Source organism: Sphingobacterium sp. UBA2480 (assembly GCF_002341965.1).
Lineage (GTDB): Bacteria > Bacteroidota > Bacteroidia > Sphingobacteriales > Sphingobacteriaceae > Sphingobacterium > Sphingobacterium multivorum.
Genome location: NZ_DDPA01000004.1, coordinates 81,939 through 101,835, shown reverse-complemented (window position 1 = coordinate 101,835; position 19,897 = coordinate 81,939). Strand labels below are relative to the sequence as shown.

Here is a 19,897-nt window from a genome sequence, read left to right as displayed (position 1 = left end):
TTATGAATTGCTGGCAATTAATCTTCGAAAAGTTTGCTTTCGAAATCGGTGTGGCTATTGACTAATTTACCTTCAGTACCGAAATAGATTTCCTGAAAACTGAGCGTCCGGATTGCATCTACCTTACGATAGAATTTATCTGCCGATACATCCGAAAGTGTTTTGAAACCACAAGCTTCCATAATTTCAACTGTCGCACGTAATGTGTTTCGGTGGAACTGGGCGACGCGTACATATTTGTCATTTACGTCGAGTCCTTTGTATAAATGCGGCTGTTGTGTGGCAACCCCAACCGGACAGACGTCTTCATTACATTTAAGTGCCTGAATACAACCTAAAGCGAACATCATACCGCGAGCACTATAACATGCATCTGCGCCTAAGGCAATGACTTTCAAGATATCGAAACCTGTTACGATACGGCTTGATACAATAACTTTAATGTGTTTTTTTAAACCAAAAGCAATCAAGGTTTTCGTTACAAATGCCAATGCATCGTATAGTGGCATCCCCAAGTTATCTGTAAACTCAAGTGGAGCAGCTCCCGTACCACCTTCTGATCCATCTACGGAGATAAAATCCGGGAAGATTTGCGTGTTTTGCATGGCATGACAGATGTCGATAAACTCATGTTTATCGCCGATACAAATTTTGAAGCCAATAGGCTTTCCACCGGATAGCTCGCGCAGCTGTTGTATGAAGTGCATCATTTCAGTCGGTGAAGAGAAAGCACTATGTGCTGGTGGCGACATCACGTCCGTTCCAGGAATGACGTGACGGATAGCAGCGACTTCAGGGGTGTTTTTTGCCGCCGGAAGTATACCGCCATGACCAGGTTTAGCGCCTTGCGAGAGTTTCAATTCGACCATCTTCACGTTTTCACGGTTGGATTTTTCTCTGAAAAGTTCGGGATCAAATTTTCCCTCCTTATTGCGGCAGCCAAAATAACCTGTACCGACCTGCCAGATTAAATCACCTCCATTGTTGTGGTAATCGCTGATCCCCCCTTCGCCGGTATTGTGTGCAAAGTTTTGAAGGGCAGCACCTTTATTTAGTGCCGTTATCGCTGTTTTACTCAACGCACCATAACTCATAGCCGAGATGTTGAACACACTTAAGCTATAAGGTTTTTTACAGGCTGCATTTCCTACCGTGGTACGCAGATCGTGGTTTTCGATATGGCAAGGGAAAACAGAGTGCGCAGCCCATTCATTCCCGACAGCCTGTGGATCTGTCTGCATACCAAATGCCACAGTTTCCCGTTGATTTTTTGCACGTTGGTATACGATCGAACGTTGTCTTCTGTTGAAAGGACGTCCATCCATATCCGATTCCCAAAAATATTGTCTCAACTCGGGACGAATAGATTCGAAGATATAACGAAAATATCCAACTAAAGGATAGTTGCGCAGAATGGCATGTTTGGTCTGGAAACTATGATATAACGCGATCAATAGCAACGGAAATGGGATAATAAGCAGCCAAAACCAGCTTGATGTAAATATAAATCCAAATGATACAATGATTAAATTAATCACAATCATTATTGAAAGAATGAGTTTTCTAACTTCCATAGAAAATACGATTGTTTAGTTTTAATTCGCTATTTTAATGTTTAGCCCAACTGACTATTTTATTACTCAATTAGCATTCCAAAATGCGCTTTTGGACGAAGCAAATGTACTAAAGTTCCTGAAGTAAATGGATATATTTACCCCCTGGAAGTAAGTTTTGATAAGTTTATAACCGTTTCTAACAAACTATTTTCTTTTAGTAATCTCCTGCGACAAAAGTTGATAGATTTGCTGTAAATCTGGTTTATTGCTAATAAATTGCAAATGTTTTTGCATTGTCGATACATCCTGTCGGATCGCTGGTCCTGTCTGAACTGTTATCGGAATATTATTTTGCACTTTTTCTGCCGTCTCCAGGATAATTGGTTTGATTAAATCAAAGGATAAGTTGTTTTCTTCCAGTAACTCATAAGCCATCTGATAGAGGATATTGGAGAAATTATTGACCATGACCGAGGCCAGGTGAATGGCTAAGCGTTGCGGTGAGTTACAATAGATACTCTGCGGTGCAAATGTCTGTGCAAGCTGAAGTAGCGCGGCACTATTTTCATCTGTGTTACCCTCAATGCAAAGTGGAACCGTCGAGAAATCCACTGCTTTATTTTTGGATAACGATTGTGGTGGATAGATGACGCCCGTGTTTTTAAATCCAGCCAGGGCAGCAAGATCGGTTGCTCCTGAACAGTGGACAACAATGCCTGTTAAATCCTTCGGTAGCGCTTCTACCAGCGGTAAAATAGCTTGATCCGAAACAGCAATAAGGTAGAGATCGGCATGGAGGTCGAGTTCAGACAGTAGGTCAGTTGCTGTGCAATGAAGCGCAAAAGCCAATGCGTCTGCATTGGCTTTTGTTTTACTGTAGATCTGAACGATATGCTGTCCTGTTTTTTGAAACTGTTGTCCAAAATGCGTCGCGGCATTACCGCTTCCTAAGATCACAATGTTCATTATTTAAGTGCTTTTCGTTTTTCCTCTTTATTTCTTCTCACAATGGACATGATAAAACCGATGGTCATGACAATTGTTCCACACCAGAAAAAGTTGATGTATGGGAATTTAATGGCTTTAAATACCACCCATTTCTTTTCTGGAAGTGGCTTTTGATAAACCATGATTTCCAGTTTATCCTTGTCAGGTTTAATTCCCGTAAATCTGAATTTAAGTCCTTGCTCGGTAACATCCTTGTTGAAGTCGTAAACACCACCGTCTTTAATTAAGTAAATCGGTTGTACCTCATACTGTTTGTTGTCGGCCGAAAATACTTTTATTTTCAATCCAACCATGACATCACTGGGTCCCTTTGGAATTTTCTCTAGGTGGGCCTCTTTGTTTAAGCCTTCAATGACGTAATATCCATTGCGGTAGCGTAAGGTATCGCCAATATTTACCTGATATGTTGCCGGCTCCTCGTAGTCCTCGAAACCAGTTTTATCTTCAGCAGGAACTTTGGCGTGTGTTGCTTGACTTTCAGCTGCGGCCGCTGTAATCAGTGTATATACGTCATGCGTAACATAATGTTTGGTGGCTGGAGTACCAATCAACCCCCCCATTTTCGCGTTGTTTTGTGCAAAAGGTTGCAGCACAAAATGCTCCTTCACTTTGCCTGTTTCTTCGTCGATCCGCTCGTATTTGATTTTATAGAACGTATTTGGAGCAACAATGCTATCGCCGATATAGGTAATTTTGTATTCACCCATTTGTACAGGTTCACCCTCGGTCAGGAATAAGTTGTCGCCAGGCTTTTCTACTTTGTCGAATCCCGATACAGCGATGTAACCCGTGTTGTTGACAGAGATGACTTCGTTGGTTGCCGCGGCCACCATGGCACCGATAAGTAATAAACCAAAACCGATATGGGCTACCGAAGAACCAGCCAGTTTCCATTTACCTTTGACAGCGTCACCCAATACGCGGATATTTGCCAGAATACAGAAAATACTTGCGAAGGTGATCAAAATGTAGATCAAGTTGGTATACGTCTTCGTAAAATAGACTACAGCAGCCGTTAGGATTAAAGACACAACCAACGATGCTACAGTGGAAGCCAAAAACTTGCGGCTATCGGTACGTTTGTATTTTAAGAATTGCGTAAATCCGGTTAAGATCATCACGATGACGGCAAAACCCGATTGCCATTTGTTATAATGTTGGATTGGATCCAAAGGTGGAGCTACCTTGGTGCCAAAGATCTTGTTGAACACTGGAATTGATGTTGAAGCAATGATCTGTGCACAGGCAACAGTCAATACCAAGGCGCCAATAAACATCCAGAATTCTCTTGAATAGATATCCTCATCCTTTTCTGTGATGGGCATCTCTTTCTTTTTGACGGTAAGAAAGACCACCATGATAACCAAAAAGACAACATTGAATAAGATCAATTGTCCGCTCATGCCCAGATCGGTAAAGGAGTGTACCGAAGTCTCTCCGAGGACGCCACTACGTGTCAGGTAAGATGCGTAGATCACAAGCACAAAGCTGATCATCGCCAAAAAAGTAGCGGTGAAGTAGGAGTGGCCTGAATTCTTGTAAGCAATCATGACGTGAACAGCAGCAATCAAGGTAAACCAAGGAATAATGGATGCATTTTCTACCGGATCCCATGCCCAGAATCCACCGAAGTTAAGTGCTTCGTAAGCCCAGAATGAGCCCATGATAATACCTGCGCCTAAAATCATCACGGCAAATAAAGCCCAAGGAAGTGCTGCATTGATCCATTCTTTGTAACGTTTGGTCCAAAGAGCACCTGTTGCATAAGCAAAAGGAACAATCATCGACGCAAAGCCAAGAAATAGTGTCGGTGGGTGAATCACCATCCAGTAATTTTGAAGTAAAGGGTTCAAACCATTACCGTCGGTGATTAGTGAAAGATAATTTGCTTCTCTAAAGATTGGAATATCCATTGCTTCACGCAATAAGATAAAAGGAGAGCTACCGATCCGCAGACCGAAGATTTCCACACCAATAATCATGGATGCTAAAAATGCTTGACATAACATGACGAAAGTCATAACAGACGATTCCCAGCTTTTTGCTTTAAAGAGCAAAACAGCGCCTAATACCGTTTGCCAGAACATCCAAAGCCAAAAACTACCCTCCTGACCTTCCCAAAAACTGGAAATGATGTAGTAGGTAGGGAGTGTCTTTGACGAGTGCGCCCAGGCATAATTATATTCAAAAAGGTGATTGTATATAATATAAAATAAAGTTGCACCAATCGCTACGACGGAGGCTGCATTAACCCAGAAGGCAATACGTGCAATTTTTTTCCATGAATGCTCTTCAGGGTATTTTGTTGCAAAAAAGTAACTGATACAAGATAGAAGTGCAGCACCAAAAGAAAGTACAATGAAAAATTGTCCGATCTGCCCTGGCAGCAGGTGCTCACCAACGTAATTAACGTCCATTGAAAATTGATTTTACGAATTAATTATTGAAAGCAGTAGCATTGATCTCGGTGACGACCGATTTATCGTTATATTTCGACGGACATTTCATCAATATCTTACTTGCCCTAAACACATTCCCGTCCATTTTTCCTGTCAATACAATCTGCTCTGAACGTTCAATATCTTGAGGTTTGGCACCTCTAAAAATCACTTCACATTCTGTACCATCGTTGTCACGCATGAAAAACGAAAATTTGTTGGCGTCAGTTTTGGGATCATAGTGAAGTGCTTTGTCTTTATTCAATTGACCTACCACATATAGTTCGGTTTTCTTTTCTTTAGCTTCGGTAAATGTCGAATACGTACTTGAATCAGTATAGATAACAAGTATCATGGCAATTGCGACAGCAATGATAGCGATTAGAATAATTGAACTTTTTTTCATTTGTATTTACTTATTTATAAGTGTCTGAACTCGTCGTATCAATGAGCTCGTTTCACTCGGTTTGTTTTTTTACCAGTTAATGGCTGTTCAGATCTGTCCGATATCTTTCTGTTTTTTTCGAAAGATTATTACCCAAACCTGACAACGTTATGCGCGCTAAAATCCCAAATTGTTTACATTTGACACCTAATCGAATGCAAAATTACAAATAGATTCGCTAAGAAAGGAATAATGCAACTTTTCCATATTATTTATATCTATTCTAAATAGTTTGAATTAATTGGAAAAATAAGCTAGATTCGAATGCTTTTGAATAATTTGAAGTGAAATTTGCTGTTTTGGTTCTAATGATATCGCATGAATTTTACAATTTCCTGTTAATATGAGTGTTGCTTTGCGATTTTTAGGCCTCTTTTGGGCTGTTATAGTTCCCTGTTTTTTTGTTTTTGGACAGGTGAAATTCCGTAATCAGGAAATTGCTGTTCAAAATGACAATGACGTCTATCTCCTGACCGGTCAAGACCGCTATTATACAAACGGTATCAATATAAACTATAGGATTGCGTTGCCGGGGAAACTGGATAAACAGTCTTCAAATACGGTATTGGATTTTGAAATAGGCCAGCGTATTTATAACGGTATCAGTATTATTGACTATAGACGGCAGGAAAAAAAATACGATAGACCGTTTGCAGGTTACCTTTATTTTAGTGCTGGGGTAACGCGATTTTTACCGCAGGATCAGGTCATTGAGTTCAAGACCGAATTGGCGCAGATCGGTCCTAAATCCTACGGTGAAGAAGCCCAGAAGTTTATCCATCATCTATTTGGTATGTATGAGGCAACAGGTTGGGATACGCAGCTTGGAAATTCCTTCGGTATTGATTTAAGTGCAACCTATAAAAAAGGACTATATCGCAGTCAAAACCAGCAATTTGATGTGGGAATTATCGGTGAAGGGACTATTGGACTAAATAATACCAATCTGGGGATTGCGGCCCCGTTTCGGTTGGGGAAGCTGAAATCCTATCAGGCATCGACCCTTACACATGGGCATTTGACACAAGGTAGAGCAGATAATGATAAAGAATGGTATTTTATCTATCAACCAAGCATGTCCCGTATTTTTTATAGCGCAACCGTAGAGGGCGGGAGAGGTCAAAATGATCCCATGGGTAAGCTATACATTATTGAGCCTTGGATGCTTAGTCACCGCATTGGTTTCAATTGGTCGAACCACAAGATCAATTACGGTATCAATTATATCTTCAATTCGAAAGAGCTCAAATCGGTGTTTCACCGGCATCAATATGGCGAGCTGTTTTTTGCGTACCGCTTTTGATCTGCGCGCCAATGGGTGTGATCCATATTGATCCGCCAGCCGTAGGTGTGATCTATATTGATCCGCTGCGCATTGGTAGAGCCTCCGTTGATCACCTGTCCTGTGAAATGCTTGTCGTTTGTAGCTTGTTTAGCCTGGATTTTCGGGAATAGGATCGGCCAGTTTTTGCCCGATCAATCTGCTGGTGAGCATAGCGGCTACGGTGTCTCCAGTAGCATTGAGCATTGTTGCGAGGGGATCGACCAGGGTTGCGATAATCATAATGGACGGTATCACCTCGGTTGGCATCTGATAAACCGATATAATCAGCATTTCTCCAATATAGCCACCATTAGGAATGCCGCCGGCCACAATACTGACCAATAAAGTAATTCCTACCGCCATAATTAGATTCGACGGATCAAAAAATTCCTTTCCACTTAATAAAAGCGCAACATAAATTTTAAAGATACAGGCGATTGCAGAACCATGCTTGTGCAATGTCGTGCCTAGGGGAATGACGACACTAGCGACGCTGTCGGGGATTCCAATTTGTTTGGCCGCAAGTAAGTTAGCTGGCATGGTGGCAAGGCTGCTGCAGCTGCTCAATGCAGTTAAGGAAGGTAATATGTTGTTTTGCCAATAGCGTTTGACCCCCTTAAGCCCGAATGCTAAAAAAGCGAATAAACTGAAAACCGTGAAAAAATAGAAGATTCCGAAAAAGTAATATAGCCCGATAGGTTTGGCATAAAAACCGAAGAGCTGAGGGCCTAATGTTCCAACCTGATAGGCAAAATATGCTCCCAAACCAATGGGAGCGAGGTTCATGACCATCACGAGCAGATTTCCCATCACTACATTGCCCGAGTTTATAAATTTACGGAAGGTCTCTGCAGATGTTCCAGACTTGCGCGTAGCAATGCCAACGAGGAACGAAAAGATGACAAAGGCCAGCATATTTTGACGTGATAATAAACTCGAAAATTCGCTAACGGTTAAAAAGCGGACCATTTTTTCACCCCAAGAATCATGGGCAACCGTTTCCACGATCTGAGTTGCTTGTTCGATAGGCAGGGGAGCATCGACTGGAAAGAGGTAAAGGAAGCAGATGCTTGATACTCCGGCGACAACAATACCCAATACAAATACGAATGACATCATGCCGATGATCCTTCCCAGCACACTGTCGCCATCGATATTGGCAACAGATGAGGATATGGCAAAGAATACCAAGGGTATGACGCTGACAAAGAGGAGGTTTAGAAAAATGTCGCCGATCGGTTTAAGATTGTTGACGATAGGAGGAAAAAAGATGCCGATCAAACTTCCAATACTGATTCCTAGGAGTAGAAGTAAGATACTGCCGTAGTTCTGCACAAAAGTTTTTGTAGCGTATTTCATAGGTGTATGATTAGTTATTTAGAAGGAGTTCATTCGCATGGAAGAACTGCTTATATTGTTTTTGTAATTTGGTCATATGGAGAATATCCAATGCTGTTGTATTGCTTGCGCTTGTTAGGTTTGGATATTCCATTAGGTTTTGTGAATGTTTCTTATTTAGATTGCTAAAATACTGTTTTTCTCGAATAGGTCTATTAAAACGAGCTGAATTTATGCGTGTTTGTTCATTTTTGTTTTTTCTTACTGAAAAAATCCGCTTTTTGTCGACTGGACTTTTTTTATTGAAAGCATTTCTTTATAGCGGTACCCATGCCTACTATACGCTCGGTATTGATATGCTTTTTCATTTGGAAGTCGATGTACTGGTCAATTGGTTGACATCACCTTTAGTCTACGCTGATAGATGGTCGGGCTTGCTAAAACCGTGAGGATTTTGATACGGGCATTGGCTTTTTTATCTTTGGACAGTAGCAAGATATGCATCATGGGCAGGGAGTAGGCCATTCGTTTTGGCATCGTTTCTTTGTTTGGACTCCATGTGTAAAAATTAGAACTTAACGTATTTGTATAAAAATGGAATTTGTAACGACAGGAGATGGTTCGAAAACTTTGTTTAATGCTGAAATAGGAGAATGTTATCATTCGAAACACGGTGCGGTACAGGAAAGTAGGCATGTTTTTATAAAGACAGGGCTTGACCACTACGTACAAACGACAGGAGCCGCCGACGTTGGTATCTTGGAGGTTGGCTTTGGTACCGGTTTGAATTTTCTACAAACAGCCAACTTTCTTAGGGATAAATCTTTTCAGGTGGAATACGTCGGAATTGAAGGATTTCCCCTGCCTTTGTCTACTATTGCTGCAACGGGCTATGATGCGACGGTACACCCAACTGTTTGGACAAGTTATTTGAATGCATACGAGCTGGCTTTGACGGGAAACGTGCAGATTAACGAACAATTAAAACTTCATATTGATCATACCCTGTTGATGAATTTTCAATCGGACCGCTTATTTGACGTCGTTTATTTTGATGCCTTTGCTGCAGTGCATCAGCCTGAGATGTGGAATGATGCTGCCTTGGGGCATATTGCACAGTTTGTTAAACCGGGTGGTGTTTTTGTGACTTATGCGATTACCGGGAACCTCAAACGCAGTATGAAAGCATTGGGATTTTCGATAGAAAAGGCTCCCGGAGCACCAGGCAAGCGGGAAATGCTGCGTGCCACAAAGTTGTAGCGGTTGTCTTATATAATAGCATCGGAAAGAGTTAATCATACGGATCAACATACATGACGAAAGAAATAACTACATGACGATGCCACAGATTCATTGCTAAGCAGAGTGATACAAAGCTAACACAGGTTAAAAAGCTTACATTTAGGGAATTGGAAGAGTACGAATCTAAGGGAAATTTTGTTACCTAGTGGTAAGAAAAGGCCTGTTGCGAAAAAAAAGATCTATTTTCGTCCATGAGTAATGCTGTTAAATCCAATCGATTTTATTAGGCATTGTGATAACATCAGCTTTTGAGAGTTGCACATCTTAATTACTAAACGCACCGACTATTGCAGCTGGATGAAAGCTTTTGTTATTTAATAACAGATGTTTATGGCGATGAAATCCATAATATTCGATGTTCATACCAACAAGTACGGTTGTTGCATCTTTATAGTTTACATCAAATGATAGCTGTTCTAATTCAACCATTTTGGGTCCCGTATGCAGGTTGATGGGGATCTGGGGGCTATGGATATGAATATATTGTTGCTGCTCAAAGTTGAGCATGACAATAAAGAGGTTAAAGATGAGCAGGTCGCAATTTTTTGGCTGCCGTATGTCCTTTTGTTTATCAAATTTTGGAAACTGGATTGTAAGTTGCTTATTGTCCAATAATTGGATCTGTGGATCAAAATGCATAAAGTCCTGCATATGGCATTTTTCATTGAATTGAAAATTGACCAAACGGTTTATCTTATTGCTGCGTATAGATTGTTCTTTGGATATATGGCCGCTAGGGCCGTTCACTCGCTGCAACTGAGTTACTAAGCGATTGTGCATATTGCTATCATAAAAACCCATGTGTACTTCTGCCATCGTCCGTCGTATGTAAGCGCCAATCGCACTGCTCACTCCAAAGCTTACGGAGGCGGCTTTTGTCCCTTTGGTTTGTTTTGGTTTCCGTCCTACTTTCGTCTGGACAATTGTTTTTTCATTCGATTGTCGAAAGACCACGTTCCCAACTAAGCCTTTCAGATTTCCATTTTCTATCGTTGCCATATTGTAAATATATGTATTTAAATCGCTGAAAAACAAATAGTTGTTTATTTTTAGTGGATTTAAAATTGGGCTTTGCCTCTGATTTTAATTATGGCAATCGTTGTCAAAGGCCAATTATTAAACTCATAATGAAAACGTATTTCATTCGCTACGGAATGATATGTTTGATTTGGAATTCATTCCAATCTTCTTTGGAAAACATTCGTCATAGCGTCGGATTGCTAGCATACTGCAAGCAGCATGAGTCCGTGGTGAGTCCGAGTGAAACCCGGAAATGAGGAGGTAACAGTATGGTCGGGGCATGCATCTATCTGCTTCCTGATACGAATAAGGGCGGAAATTGATTCGAAGCGACTCAAACGGATGGTCAAATCGGTTGGTTAACTCGGACTTCGTTATGTTAATATATGCATATATATCTTTTAATTTTCAAAATGTATATTATAATATTTAATTTGTTCGGAATATAGATACAAATTATTTTATGCTTTTCTAAATTTTTGTTTAGAGTTTACATGTGTGATAACCTATTCTGTGCTCAGCACGCTGATGTAATTATCGATGTAGTGCAGTTTGTCTTTGGATTTATATTGTTGTATATAGCGTGGGTGGTCTAGGACGGTCATTTTTCCAAACAACTTTTCTTCTTTGTTGATCTTAGCGAGAAAGGTTGCATTTTTCTTTCCGAGCACAAAGACCTCCTCCGTCGCTAAGCCCATAGCGATGTGTTGTTTCAATGAATCAAGCATAAAAGGGCTGACCATGTCGAAAAGTGTTTTGTCATCATAGTAGTTTGCATTGATCCAATTGTTGGGTTTCGTTTCTCGGACAATTGCCAGGGGAAAGGGTGAATTGATATAAAATTGTTTGTAGAAAATATCGGGGCCACCATAGGCTTCGATCATATCGTACATGAACACCGAAGATATTTCATGGGTATATGCAGAATGCATTTGTATGCCACATGCGCTAGCTAGTCTTTTGGTATCCGTAAAAGGAACTCCCGTTACACCTGCCCCGTGTCTGCTCGGATTAATACCAATAATGAATTTTCTTGTTAGGTTATCATTGTAATATTTGTGGTAGAACTGTTCCATCACGACCAATGTTTCGGGGTTGTCAAGGTAGGGGTTAATTACATTGAATGCCGGGGGAAGACTTCCCTGATAATGAAGATGTTTATTGAATAAAACTACTTTTTCCGCAAATGTTAGCATCGTTCGTGTGTTTAAAAACAAGATACGGTTTTTAAATAAGCAAAAAACAAAGCCGGGTGTCATCTGACATCCGGCTTTGTTTTTTAGTATCTTGAGTCAGGATTAGTGACCTTGCGTACCGTCTACACCATGCGAGTGTCCGTGAGACAACTCTTCTTCAGTAGCAGGACGTACAGTTAAGATTTCAATATCGAAATTTAATGTTTTACCAGCCATTGGGTGGTTTAAGTCAGCAACAACTACTTCTGGAGTAACCTCAGCTACTACAGCGCGGAATTGGTTTCCTTGATTGTCTTGTAAAGGCAATACTTCTCCTACTGGAGGTAAACCTGTTTCTTTGAACATATCTACTGGCAATTGTGCGAATGCTCTGTCGTCTTTTTGACCGTAAGCATCATCCGGTGCCAATTCAAATGAAATCTTATCACCAACGTTTAAGTCTGCGATGTTTTCTTCAAATTTAGGTAACATCATACCTACACCATATAAGAAATCTAAAGGTTGTTCTGCAGTTGTTTCTTCAACGAAAACTTTTTCACCGTTTTCTACTGTGTGAAGTCTGTACGTCAATGCTACGACGTCGTTTGCTTTTATAGCCATCTGATTTTGATTTTTGGAAGCCGAGGCTACCGTTTATTAAATATAATTTATTAACGCTTCTATGGAATCCTGTGGTAGACTGCAGGTCCTGTTTTTACAAAGATATGCTTTTGTCTCCTTTCCGACTCTATGTTCTAACAATGGAAGATTTTCTTCCGTACCGCCAAGAACAATTTTGTTAGGAATATAATATTTGCCGAGTTCATTTTTGAAAGCCATCGCTTTATCCCCCGTCAATGCAATTTCATTGATTCCATATATTTCTTCTAGCAATAATATTGCCCAATTTGAATAGGCCGAACCATAAGTCTTGATTTGCGGGAATACATTCGCCAGCAATTGGTCTGTAATGGCGATGTAATTTTCATCGTCAAAAAGTAAACCTAATCGTTTCAATTGGCGAACCATTGTCGACGAAGAGGACGGGATTACATTATCCATAATTTCGCTTTTCCGCGCGATAAGTTCTTCCGCCGCTATCGACGTATAGTAGAATGTTTTTTGTGATCCATCGTAAAACAATGCAATGGCCTCATCGGCAAGCTGTCTTGCTTTTGTGAGCCAATTGAGGTCAAATGTCGCTTCATATAAGGCTATAAAGGCTTCAATAGTGAATGCAAAGTCATCCAGGAAGCCTGCGATCGCTCTATTGTTATCTTTTGGTTGGTGCAATAACTGGAGGTCGTCTTGAATAAGATGTGTACAGATAAACTGGGCATTGTTTAAAGCGAGTTCAAGAAAGTGACTGTTTCCAAGACTGTGATAGGCATCTATTAGTCCTTTTAGAAATAAAGCATTCCAAGTGGTCAGCTGCTTATGGTCGAGTCCCGGACGGATCCGTTGTTCACGATAGCTGTATAATTTTTTCTTTGAAATTTTTAGAAAATCTGCCCATTCGTCAGCTGACATATTGACCTTTGCGGCTAACTGGTCTGCATTAATGGCGCAAATTGGGATGTTAGTTTTCTCTTCCGTCCAGTTCCCTGCTTCGGTGATGTTAAAATATTGGCCAAGGAGGGCCGCATCATCGCCCAATACCTCGTCAAATTCAGCTTTTGAGAAGGAATAGTATTTTCCTTCAATACCTTCGCTATCTGCATCTAAAGCGCTATAGAAACCATGGTTCGGCGCAAGCATTTCACGTTCGGCCCAGTCAATCGTTTCCTCGATAATCCGCTTATAGAATGGGTCTTGACTTTGTTGATAAGCTTCGGCATAAAGGGATAGTAATTGCCCGTTGTCGTAGAGCATTTTTTCGAAGTGGGGAATATGCCAATAATGGTCAACCGAATAACGGGCAAAGCCACCACCGATCTGGTCGTAGATACCTCCTGATCCAATTTTTTTCAACGTCAAATGAACATGATCCAGGACTTCCTGATTGTCGGCAAGCACCGCATATTTAAGCAAGAACAACCAATTGTTAGGTAGCGGAAATTTGGGTGCTTTTTGATAACCACCGTCTTTTTTATCGAACATCTCGGTCCAAGGGGCCACAATTTCATTTAAGTCGTCGATCGTGTATTGATCAGGGATGGGATTGATAGGGAGCTTCTCGGCGCGTTGGATGCCGTTGTTTAGCTTTTCGGCATAGTCAAACGCGACTTCGGGTTTCTCCGTCCACATTTTTGCAATTTGCAATAAGATATTCTGCCAGTCGTGCGGTTTGAAATAGGTGCCACCATAAATTGGTCTTCCATCGGGTAGGCAGATACAATTCAAGGGCCAGCCGCCGGCATTGGTCATCAGCTGCACCGCAAGCATATAAACTTGATCGATATCGGGGCGTTCTTCACGGTCGATTTTGATGGATACAAAAAACGTATTCATGGTTTGGGCGATGGCTGAGTTTTCAAAACTTTCACGCTCCATCACATGACACCAGTGGCAGGCCGAGTAGCCAATGCTTACAATGATGAGTTTATTTTCGTCCTTTGCTTTTTTTAAAGCTTCCGGTCCCCAGGGCATCCAATCTACGGGATTGTGTGCGTGCTGTTTAAGGTAGGGTGAATTTTCAAATTGCAATTGATTCGCCATAAGACGAAGGTAGTGAAAATCTGCATCAACTAGCATTGCCTTGTAAAACAATGCTAGTTGATGCAGATTCTTCTACATTAAAAGTGTTTAAATTGGCTAACTAATCGTACATAACCATCTTTGATACGATATTTTTTATTCTTTTCCGTATATCCGTTGAGTTCAAACTCGGCTTCCAGTAAATAAAATCCCCTATCGAGCTTTTCAAACTTCAAAATCGTAAACGTAGCGTCATCCTGGATATTATTATTCAATTGGACAGGTTTTGTCATGGATCGATTGGGAATGTACGAAAACATAGCTTCTTCCGTTTGGGGAGAAATACTTAAAAATACACCTGAAGTTTTATTTTCACGGGCATAGTCTGTGATAAATTGTTGTGGTCCTGTTGCTAATTGAAATCCATTGATAGGTTGATACACTGTTGCTCCTTCTTGCAATTTCGCGATATTGTATTTTTTAGTAAAACCAATTGTCACATTTGCTTCGCCAAGAAATGCATAATTATATTCAACGAGCAAAGAATCTTTTTCGCCATACCACCAGGTATTACCTGTGTTATAGGCAAAATGTCTATTCGGCAATTCCTGATTATAGGGTTTGATGTTAATTTGCTTATTACTGTAGCCATTAGCATATAGATCATTAGAAGCATATTTTACGCCGTCAATTGTATACGAAATACTGTCGCTCAACATGAGTTTTGCTTTTGTATTGTCATCAGGATTAACTTCAGGTTGATCTTTTTTGCAAGAAATAAAGAAAAGACCGATTACAGTGAATAAAAAAAATGATCTCATGATTGTAAAATTAAATTTGAGGTTTTTATGAAAACTATAAAAATAGCTGTTAAAATTAGCATGTAAACATGCTTTTGTTTCTCTAATATTAAAAACATGTTTTAATATTTAGGTTCTCCGATAATCCTATAATGTTCAATATTATCTTTTGGATAACCTATCAGGGCGACAGCGGTAGATCGGTTTTCCCAGATTGCTACTGTAGTGGCATTAAACTTATTTTTGAAAAGTAAATTATACTTATTATCTAGTTCAGCTTGCCCATTATTCCCTGCAGAGAGCGAAGGGCTACTATAGGTTTTACTTGCCGCTTCCAGTAAATATTCTTTTTCTTTTTCTGGTGTTAATTGTGCGGATTTATTTTTTCTTTGGTACATGAAATGAAAATAAATAAAATTAAACTTATAAAAAAGTGGTTTTTTAACATGTTTTTGTGATTATTTGTAAAAATAGAAAATTTATTTAAAATTCACTTAATTGAGTCGCGTTATTGTTTGTTTCTACGTTAAACAGTTTTGGTGACTCATTAAGTTGTAAATTAACTAGATGCATAAAATCTCCATGGAATTTGATTATTTTTACATACGTTTATTATTAGCTTTACCGAAGTCCTATGTCAAATGACGTTGACCTGCTTAAGAAGATAGTCCAAAAAGATCGCGATGCTTTTGAAGCTATTTATAAGAGCCATTTCCGTAAATTGTATAGCTTATCTTTTCGGTACGTGCGTGAGGAGGCCATCGCTGAAGAGCTCACCAACGACGTATTTATGATGTTATGGGAAAATGCAGGCAAGTTGGCTATTAGTCAATCACTGGGAGCTTACCTATCTCGTAGCGTTATCAACCTTTCGCTTACCTACCTCAAAAAGAATCAACGTTTATTGGAACGGAATAACGATTATAGCAAGGAATTGGATCTGACCGATGATGAAGATGAAACTGATCGTGCCGCACTTTACGAATCCAAGTTGTTGATGATCGAAAGTATACTGGAAGGACTGCCGCCGCAGTGTCGAAAAATCGTTCTTATGAGTAAGTACGATAAGATGAAACAACAGGAAATCGCAGATCAATTGGGAATCTCCATAAAAACGGTTAAAAATCATCTGACCATTGCCTACGATAAAATTCGGGTCGCTTTGGCCAAGCAAAAAACTTTTCTGTTGCTTCTCATTGGCTTTTTATTTTTTTCATTGGGACTTTTTGTCCAGTTTATTATCTTATAGTTATGGAAGAAAACAATACTTCAAGATTTATTCCTTATGACTTGATTCAGAAAGAGCTGGATGGGACTATTTCCGAAAGGGAAGGAGTGTTGCTTGGGCGTTGGATTTCGGAGGATGTGGAGAACCACGAGCTATACCAGGAAGTTAGAAGTATAGCTGACGACCTTATAGTACTGGAACGCTATAAAAAAGTAGATACTGGTAGCCAATGGGAAAAATTTAAAAATCAGTTGGATAAAACAGGGGATCATCAAAAACCGGAGATCGCGACAGCGGTACGAACAATCTGGAAACCCTGGATGAAATTTGTGGCTGCAGCCGTATTGTTCGTGGTCGGTTTTGCCGCTTACCTGAACTTCGACCGTTGGATGGGCAATGAAATCCGATTATATGGATCAGTAGCTCAGCAGCCTACCCTACTTCCCGATGGTTCGATCATCACACTACAGGCCGGAGCTGAAGCGATGTTCAACAAAAGGACATTTCCACAGCAAAGAACTGTCGAGCTCAAAAAGGGAAAAGCGCTATTCGATGTCAAACATCAAACAGGAAGCTCCTTTGTGGTTGATCTTGAACATAATTATGTACGTGATATCGGCACTACCTTTGAAGTCAACCTACTAAAAGATGATGTCGAAGTACTTGTTAAGGAGGGGATAGTGGCTTTAAGCAGTGGAAAAGGAGACCATGCGGAAGAGCTTGTTTTACAGAAAAATCAAAAGGGCCTTTATAAAAGACAAACAGCGTCTTTATCTAAAATTGATCTGTCGGTAGACAATGATACTGACCTAGCGCAAAAGCTGAGCTACTCAAATGTTCGGTTGGATAGTATCTGCTCAGATTTGGAAAAGCACTTTCGGGCGAATATAACTGTCGTTGGAGATAGTTTAAAAGCACGGAAGCTCAGCATGTATTTTGATGGGCAGACGCTCAATGAGATCGTTCAGATTCTTTCCAAAACCTTAAATGTGAAATGGAAAACTGGTAAAAAGGGATATAGTATCTACGAATAGACTCTTCGCGTTGCTGATATGAAAGATAGGATCCTGTATCGTCTGCTCTTTTTCTGCTGGTTAGTTATGGTTGTATGTTCGAAAGCCATGGGACAGAGCTCCCCTGCTGAATTACGGATCTCAATTGACACACATAACAAACAGATTCTTCAAATACTTGCCGAAATTCATAAAACATATGATATATCCATGTCCTATGATGAGCAGATTTTTAACAAGGACATCATCTATAGTCGTTCGTTCGACAAATCCAGTTTGGAAGAAGTCCTTAATTATTTGCTGAAAGATTCCAATGTTGGATTTACAATTATCAATAGAGCGCTGATCTTCTATGAGGAAGATAAAACTTTTACCATAAAAGGACGTGTGGTGGACAGTCTGAGCGGTGAAAACCTGATTGGTGCCACTTTGTTGATCGCGGAGAAAAACAAAAGTAGTTTAAGTAATAAATATGGGTTTTACTCACTGACATTACCTCGGGGCGAATACAGTTGTTATGTAAGTTATCTGGGCTATAAAACAAGGGCAGTCTCTTTAAATGCTACGTTAGAAAATAATTACCTGGTCATTAAGCTTGCTCCGGTAGATTTCAACTTGAGTGAGGTGGTGGTTAATGTTGATTCGTCCTTGACAGCGCAGCACATGGGAAGTTTCACAGATAAGATCAATTGGACACAAACACGAAGAAATGCTTTTTATAAAGGCGAGGCTGATATCATGAAGGTATTACAGATGCAAAATGGGATTAACGGATTAACAGAAGGTGGCAGTAATCTTTTTGTAAGGGGAAGCGGTAAAGACCAGAATCTTATTTTGCTTGATGAAGCCGTTGTTTATAATCCATCGCATCTATTCGGTTTAACCTCGGTGTTTAATTCGGATATCTTGAAGAATACACAGTTTTATAAGGATGCTATCCCTGCAAATTTAGGGGGACGTCTTTCTTCCATTATGGATATGAGTACCAGAGACGGCGATGCCAATGCTTTTCATGTTTTTGGTGGATCAAGTTTATTGATTGCCCGGGTTGGTGCTGAGGGGCCATTTATAAAAAAAGGAAAAGGTGCTTTCATTGCCACTGCACGGGGAAGTATATTAAATGCTTTTAATACAGATTATCGGCTGTTTAATGTCAAAGGTAAGTACAGTGACTATAACGTGAAGTTCAACTATACTTTTGACGAGAAAAATCGGATTTACCTTTCGGGTTACTACGGGCAAGATAAAGTTATTTCACCGAATAAGAATACCAATCGTTGGGGTAATTGGACTTCTACTTTGCGGTGGAACCATGTGCATAGTGACCGACTATTTATGAACCTTTCGGCTATATTCAGTGATTATCATAATAAATTGGATGTGAGCAAACCTGAATCGAGTGACAATCAGATCTGGTTGACACGGATACGCGACTTTAGTTTGAAATCCGATTTTACGTATTTTATGGGATTGGATCGCACCTTGGATTTTGGTCTCCAGGGAACCTTACATCGTTTTAATCCCGGGGAGATATCGCCGGTAAATTCAAATACGGAGGATAATATCTTTAGGGCCCAGGCCTATGATTATACGGGTTATGTTTCTTTTAACTGGAAGATTGATTCAGCCTTCCGGATTGTTGCGGGAATGCGGGCGAATGCCTTTTTTAATGCTTCCTTTGGACGCTATTATTTATTGGATGGCAGCTCGTATAGGCCCCTGTCGAACGATGCCGACAAGAAAAAGTCGTATTATGGTTTAGAGCCACGCCTGTCTTTGCAATATAAAATGGGCAATGATTACGCTTTCAGACTGGCTTATAATCGGAGCTATCAGTATTTGCAGTTATTACAGAACGATGAACTTGCTTTTTCCTCGTTGGAAGCATGGGTACCGGCGGGATTAAATATTAAACCACAATATGTTGACGCGATTTCTTTTCGTATCAACAGATTATTTTATCGTGGAAATATCGGACTGGAAGGGTATTGGAAGAGAATGGGCAATCAGGTCGAATTGATCGATCATGCGCAGCTTATACTCAACCCATTTATCGAAACACAATTGCGCCAAGGAAAGGGGCGTGCCTATGGACTAGAATTATCCGTCAATCAGCGTATCGGTGAGTTTTCGGGCAGTATTTTCTATAGCTGGTCCAGATCTTTTCGGAAGATCAACGGCATCAATAAAGGAAAAGAATACGCAGCCAATTTCGATATTCCACATGTGCTTAAGAGCAACTTGTCCTACGATTTGGGGAGGTCGGTGCATCTCAGTGCTTTTTATACGATTCATACAGGGAGACCTTTAACCTATCCAATAGGATTTATGGAATATGAGGGGATATATGTTCCAGTGTATTCAAGCCGTAATTCCCATCGCATGCCTACGTTTAGTCGTTTTGATCTAAATTGCTCGGTAGATTTGGAAACGATAAGGCAGCGAGAGCGAGGGAGAAGACACACCTTGAATTTTGGATTATATAATATATTTGATCAGCGCAATCCACTTTATTATAGTTTCTCCGAAGATAGCAATGGGAATTTGGCAATTCAGAAAACATCCTTTTCCGGGCGGGTTCCCTCAATTAGTTACACCATGAGATTTTGATTG

17 protein-coding genes are annotated in these 19,897 nt (G+C 40.3%); 5 read left to right on the top strand and 12 right to left on the bottom strand.

The annotated features are described in order from the left end of the window. Positions 1-17 precede the first annotated feature (17 nt). The 4 genes from B3600_RS07950 to B3600_RS07935 form a co-directional block, all read right to left on the bottom strand. Complete coding sequence (locus tag B3600_RS07950; protein ID WP_046672797.1) at positions 18-1,574, bottom strand: FMN-binding glutamate synthase family protein; 1,557 nt, start codon at positions 1,572-1,574, stop codon at positions 18-20. 186 nt (positions 1,575-1,760) lie between these two features. Beyond that, the gene (locus B3600_RS07945) at positions 1,761-2,522 is read right to left on the bottom strand and encodes a Rossmann-like and DUF2520 domain-containing protein (protein WP_286752633.1); all 762 of its coding nucleotides are present in this window, start codon (positions 2,520-2,522) and stop codon (positions 1,761-1,763) included. Next, positions 2,522-4,981 carry a heme lyase CcmF/NrfE family subunit gene (locus B3600_RS07940; protein ID WP_286752632.1) on the bottom strand — a complete coding sequence of 820 codons (2,460 nt, stop codon included), beginning with the start codon at positions 4,979-4,981 and terminating at the stop codon, positions 2,522-2,524. The genes B3600_RS07945 and B3600_RS07940 overlap by 1 nt, the downstream gene beginning before the upstream one ends. 19 nt (positions 4,982-5,000) lie before the next feature. Beyond that, complete coding sequence (locus B3600_RS07935) at positions 5,001-5,408, bottom strand: cytochrome c maturation protein CcmE (protein ID WP_046672794.1); 408 nt, start codon at positions 5,406-5,408, stop codon at positions 5,001-5,003. Positions 5,409-5,790: 382 nt separating this feature from the next. Here B3600_RS07935 and B3600_RS07930 point away from each other — a divergent pair, with 382 nt between their 5' ends. After that, positions 5,791-6,750: a lipid A deacylase LpxR family protein gene (locus B3600_RS07930; RefSeq protein ID WP_286752631.1), complete on the top strand. Its 960-nt coding sequence runs from the start codon at positions 5,791-5,793 to the stop codon at positions 6,748-6,750. Positions 6,751-6,879: 129 nt separating this feature from the next. Here the strand turns inward: B3600_RS07930 and B3600_RS07925 are convergent, their stop codons facing one another. Together B3600_RS07925 and B3600_RS07920 are read right to left on the bottom strand one after the other, a co-directional pair. Further along, positions 6,880-8,130: a dicarboxylate/amino acid:cation symporter gene (locus B3600_RS07925; protein WP_286752630.1), complete on the bottom strand. Its 1,251-nt coding sequence runs from the start codon at positions 8,128-8,130 to the stop codon at positions 6,880-6,882. Positions 8,131-8,496: 366 nt separating this feature from the next. Beyond that, on the bottom strand, positions 8,497-8,646 hold the full coding sequence (locus B3600_RS07920; protein WP_286752629.1) for a hypothetical protein: 150 nt from the start codon (positions 8,644-8,646) through the stop codon (positions 8,497-8,499). A 57-nt stretch (positions 8,647-8,703) separates the two neighbouring features. Between B3600_RS07920 and mnmD the strand changes: the two genes are divergently transcribed. Further along, positions 8,704-9,369, top strand: a complete 666-nt coding sequence (gene mnmD / locus B3600_RS07915) for a tRNA (5-methylaminomethyl-2-thiouridine)(34)-methyltransferase MnmD (RefSeq protein WP_286752628.1) — start codon at positions 8,704-8,706, stop codon at positions 9,367-9,369. Positions 9,370-9,675: 306 nt separating this feature from the next. Here mnmD and B3600_RS07910 read toward each other — a convergent pair whose 3' ends face one another. The 6 genes from B3600_RS07910 to B3600_RS07885 all read right to left on the bottom strand — a co-directional run bounded on the left by B3600_RS07910 (position 9,676) and on the right by B3600_RS07885 (position 15,441). Continuing rightward, the gene (locus B3600_RS07910; protein ID WP_286752627.1) at positions 9,676-10,410 is read right to left on the bottom strand and encodes a hypothetical protein; all 735 of its coding nucleotides are present in this window, start codon (positions 10,408-10,410) and stop codon (positions 9,676-9,678) included. Positions 10,411-10,937: 527 nt separating this feature from the next. After that, complete coding sequence (locus tag B3600_RS07905) at positions 10,938-11,627, bottom strand: SMUG2 DNA glycosylase family protein (protein WP_112374889.1); 690 nt, start codon at positions 11,625-11,627, stop codon at positions 10,938-10,940. 102 nt (positions 11,628-11,729) lie between these two features. Then, on the bottom strand, positions 11,730-12,227 hold the full coding sequence (locus tag B3600_RS07900; RefSeq protein WP_046672788.1) for an FKBP-type peptidyl-prolyl cis-trans isomerase: 498 nt from the start codon (positions 12,225-12,227) through the stop codon (positions 11,730-11,732). Positions 12,228-12,263: 36 nt separating this feature from the next. Next, positions 12,264-14,264, bottom strand: a complete 2,001-nt coding sequence (locus B3600_RS07895) for a thioredoxin domain-containing protein (RefSeq protein ID WP_286752626.1) — start codon at positions 14,262-14,264, stop codon at positions 12,264-12,266. 77 nt (positions 14,265-14,341) lie between these two features. Continuing rightward, the gene (locus B3600_RS07890) at positions 14,342-15,064 is read right to left on the bottom strand and encodes a hypothetical protein (protein WP_070560716.1); all 723 of its coding nucleotides are present in this window, start codon (positions 15,062-15,064) and stop codon (positions 14,342-14,344) included. Positions 15,065-15,165: 101 nt separating this feature from the next. Beyond that, positions 15,166-15,441, bottom strand: a complete 276-nt coding sequence (locus B3600_RS07885) for a hypothetical protein (protein ID WP_286752625.1) — start codon at positions 15,439-15,441, stop codon at positions 15,166-15,168. A 236-nt stretch (positions 15,442-15,677) separates the two neighbouring features. On the opposite strand from B3600_RS07885, the gene B3600_RS07880 reads away from it, so the two are divergent. From B3600_RS07880 to B3600_RS07870, 3 genes are read left to right on the top strand one after another with little or no spacing between them, the layout of a single operon-like run. Then, the gene (locus B3600_RS07880) at positions 15,678-16,292 is read left to right on the top strand and encodes an RNA polymerase sigma factor (RefSeq protein WP_112374885.1); all 615 of its coding nucleotides are present in this window, start codon (positions 15,678-15,680) and stop codon (positions 16,290-16,292) included. Positions 16,293-16,294: 2 nt separating this feature from the next. Next, a complete protein-coding gene (locus B3600_RS07875) occupies positions 16,295-17,305 on the top strand; it encodes a FecR family protein (RefSeq protein WP_286752624.1) in 1,011 nt (336 codons plus the stop codon). Between the two features lie 18 nt (positions 17,306-17,323). Next, positions 17,324-19,894, top strand: a complete 2,571-nt coding sequence (locus B3600_RS07870) for a TonB-dependent receptor (protein ID WP_286752623.1) — start codon at positions 17,324-17,326, stop codon at positions 19,892-19,894. The last annotated feature ends 3 nt before the right edge of the window (positions 19,895-19,897 follow it).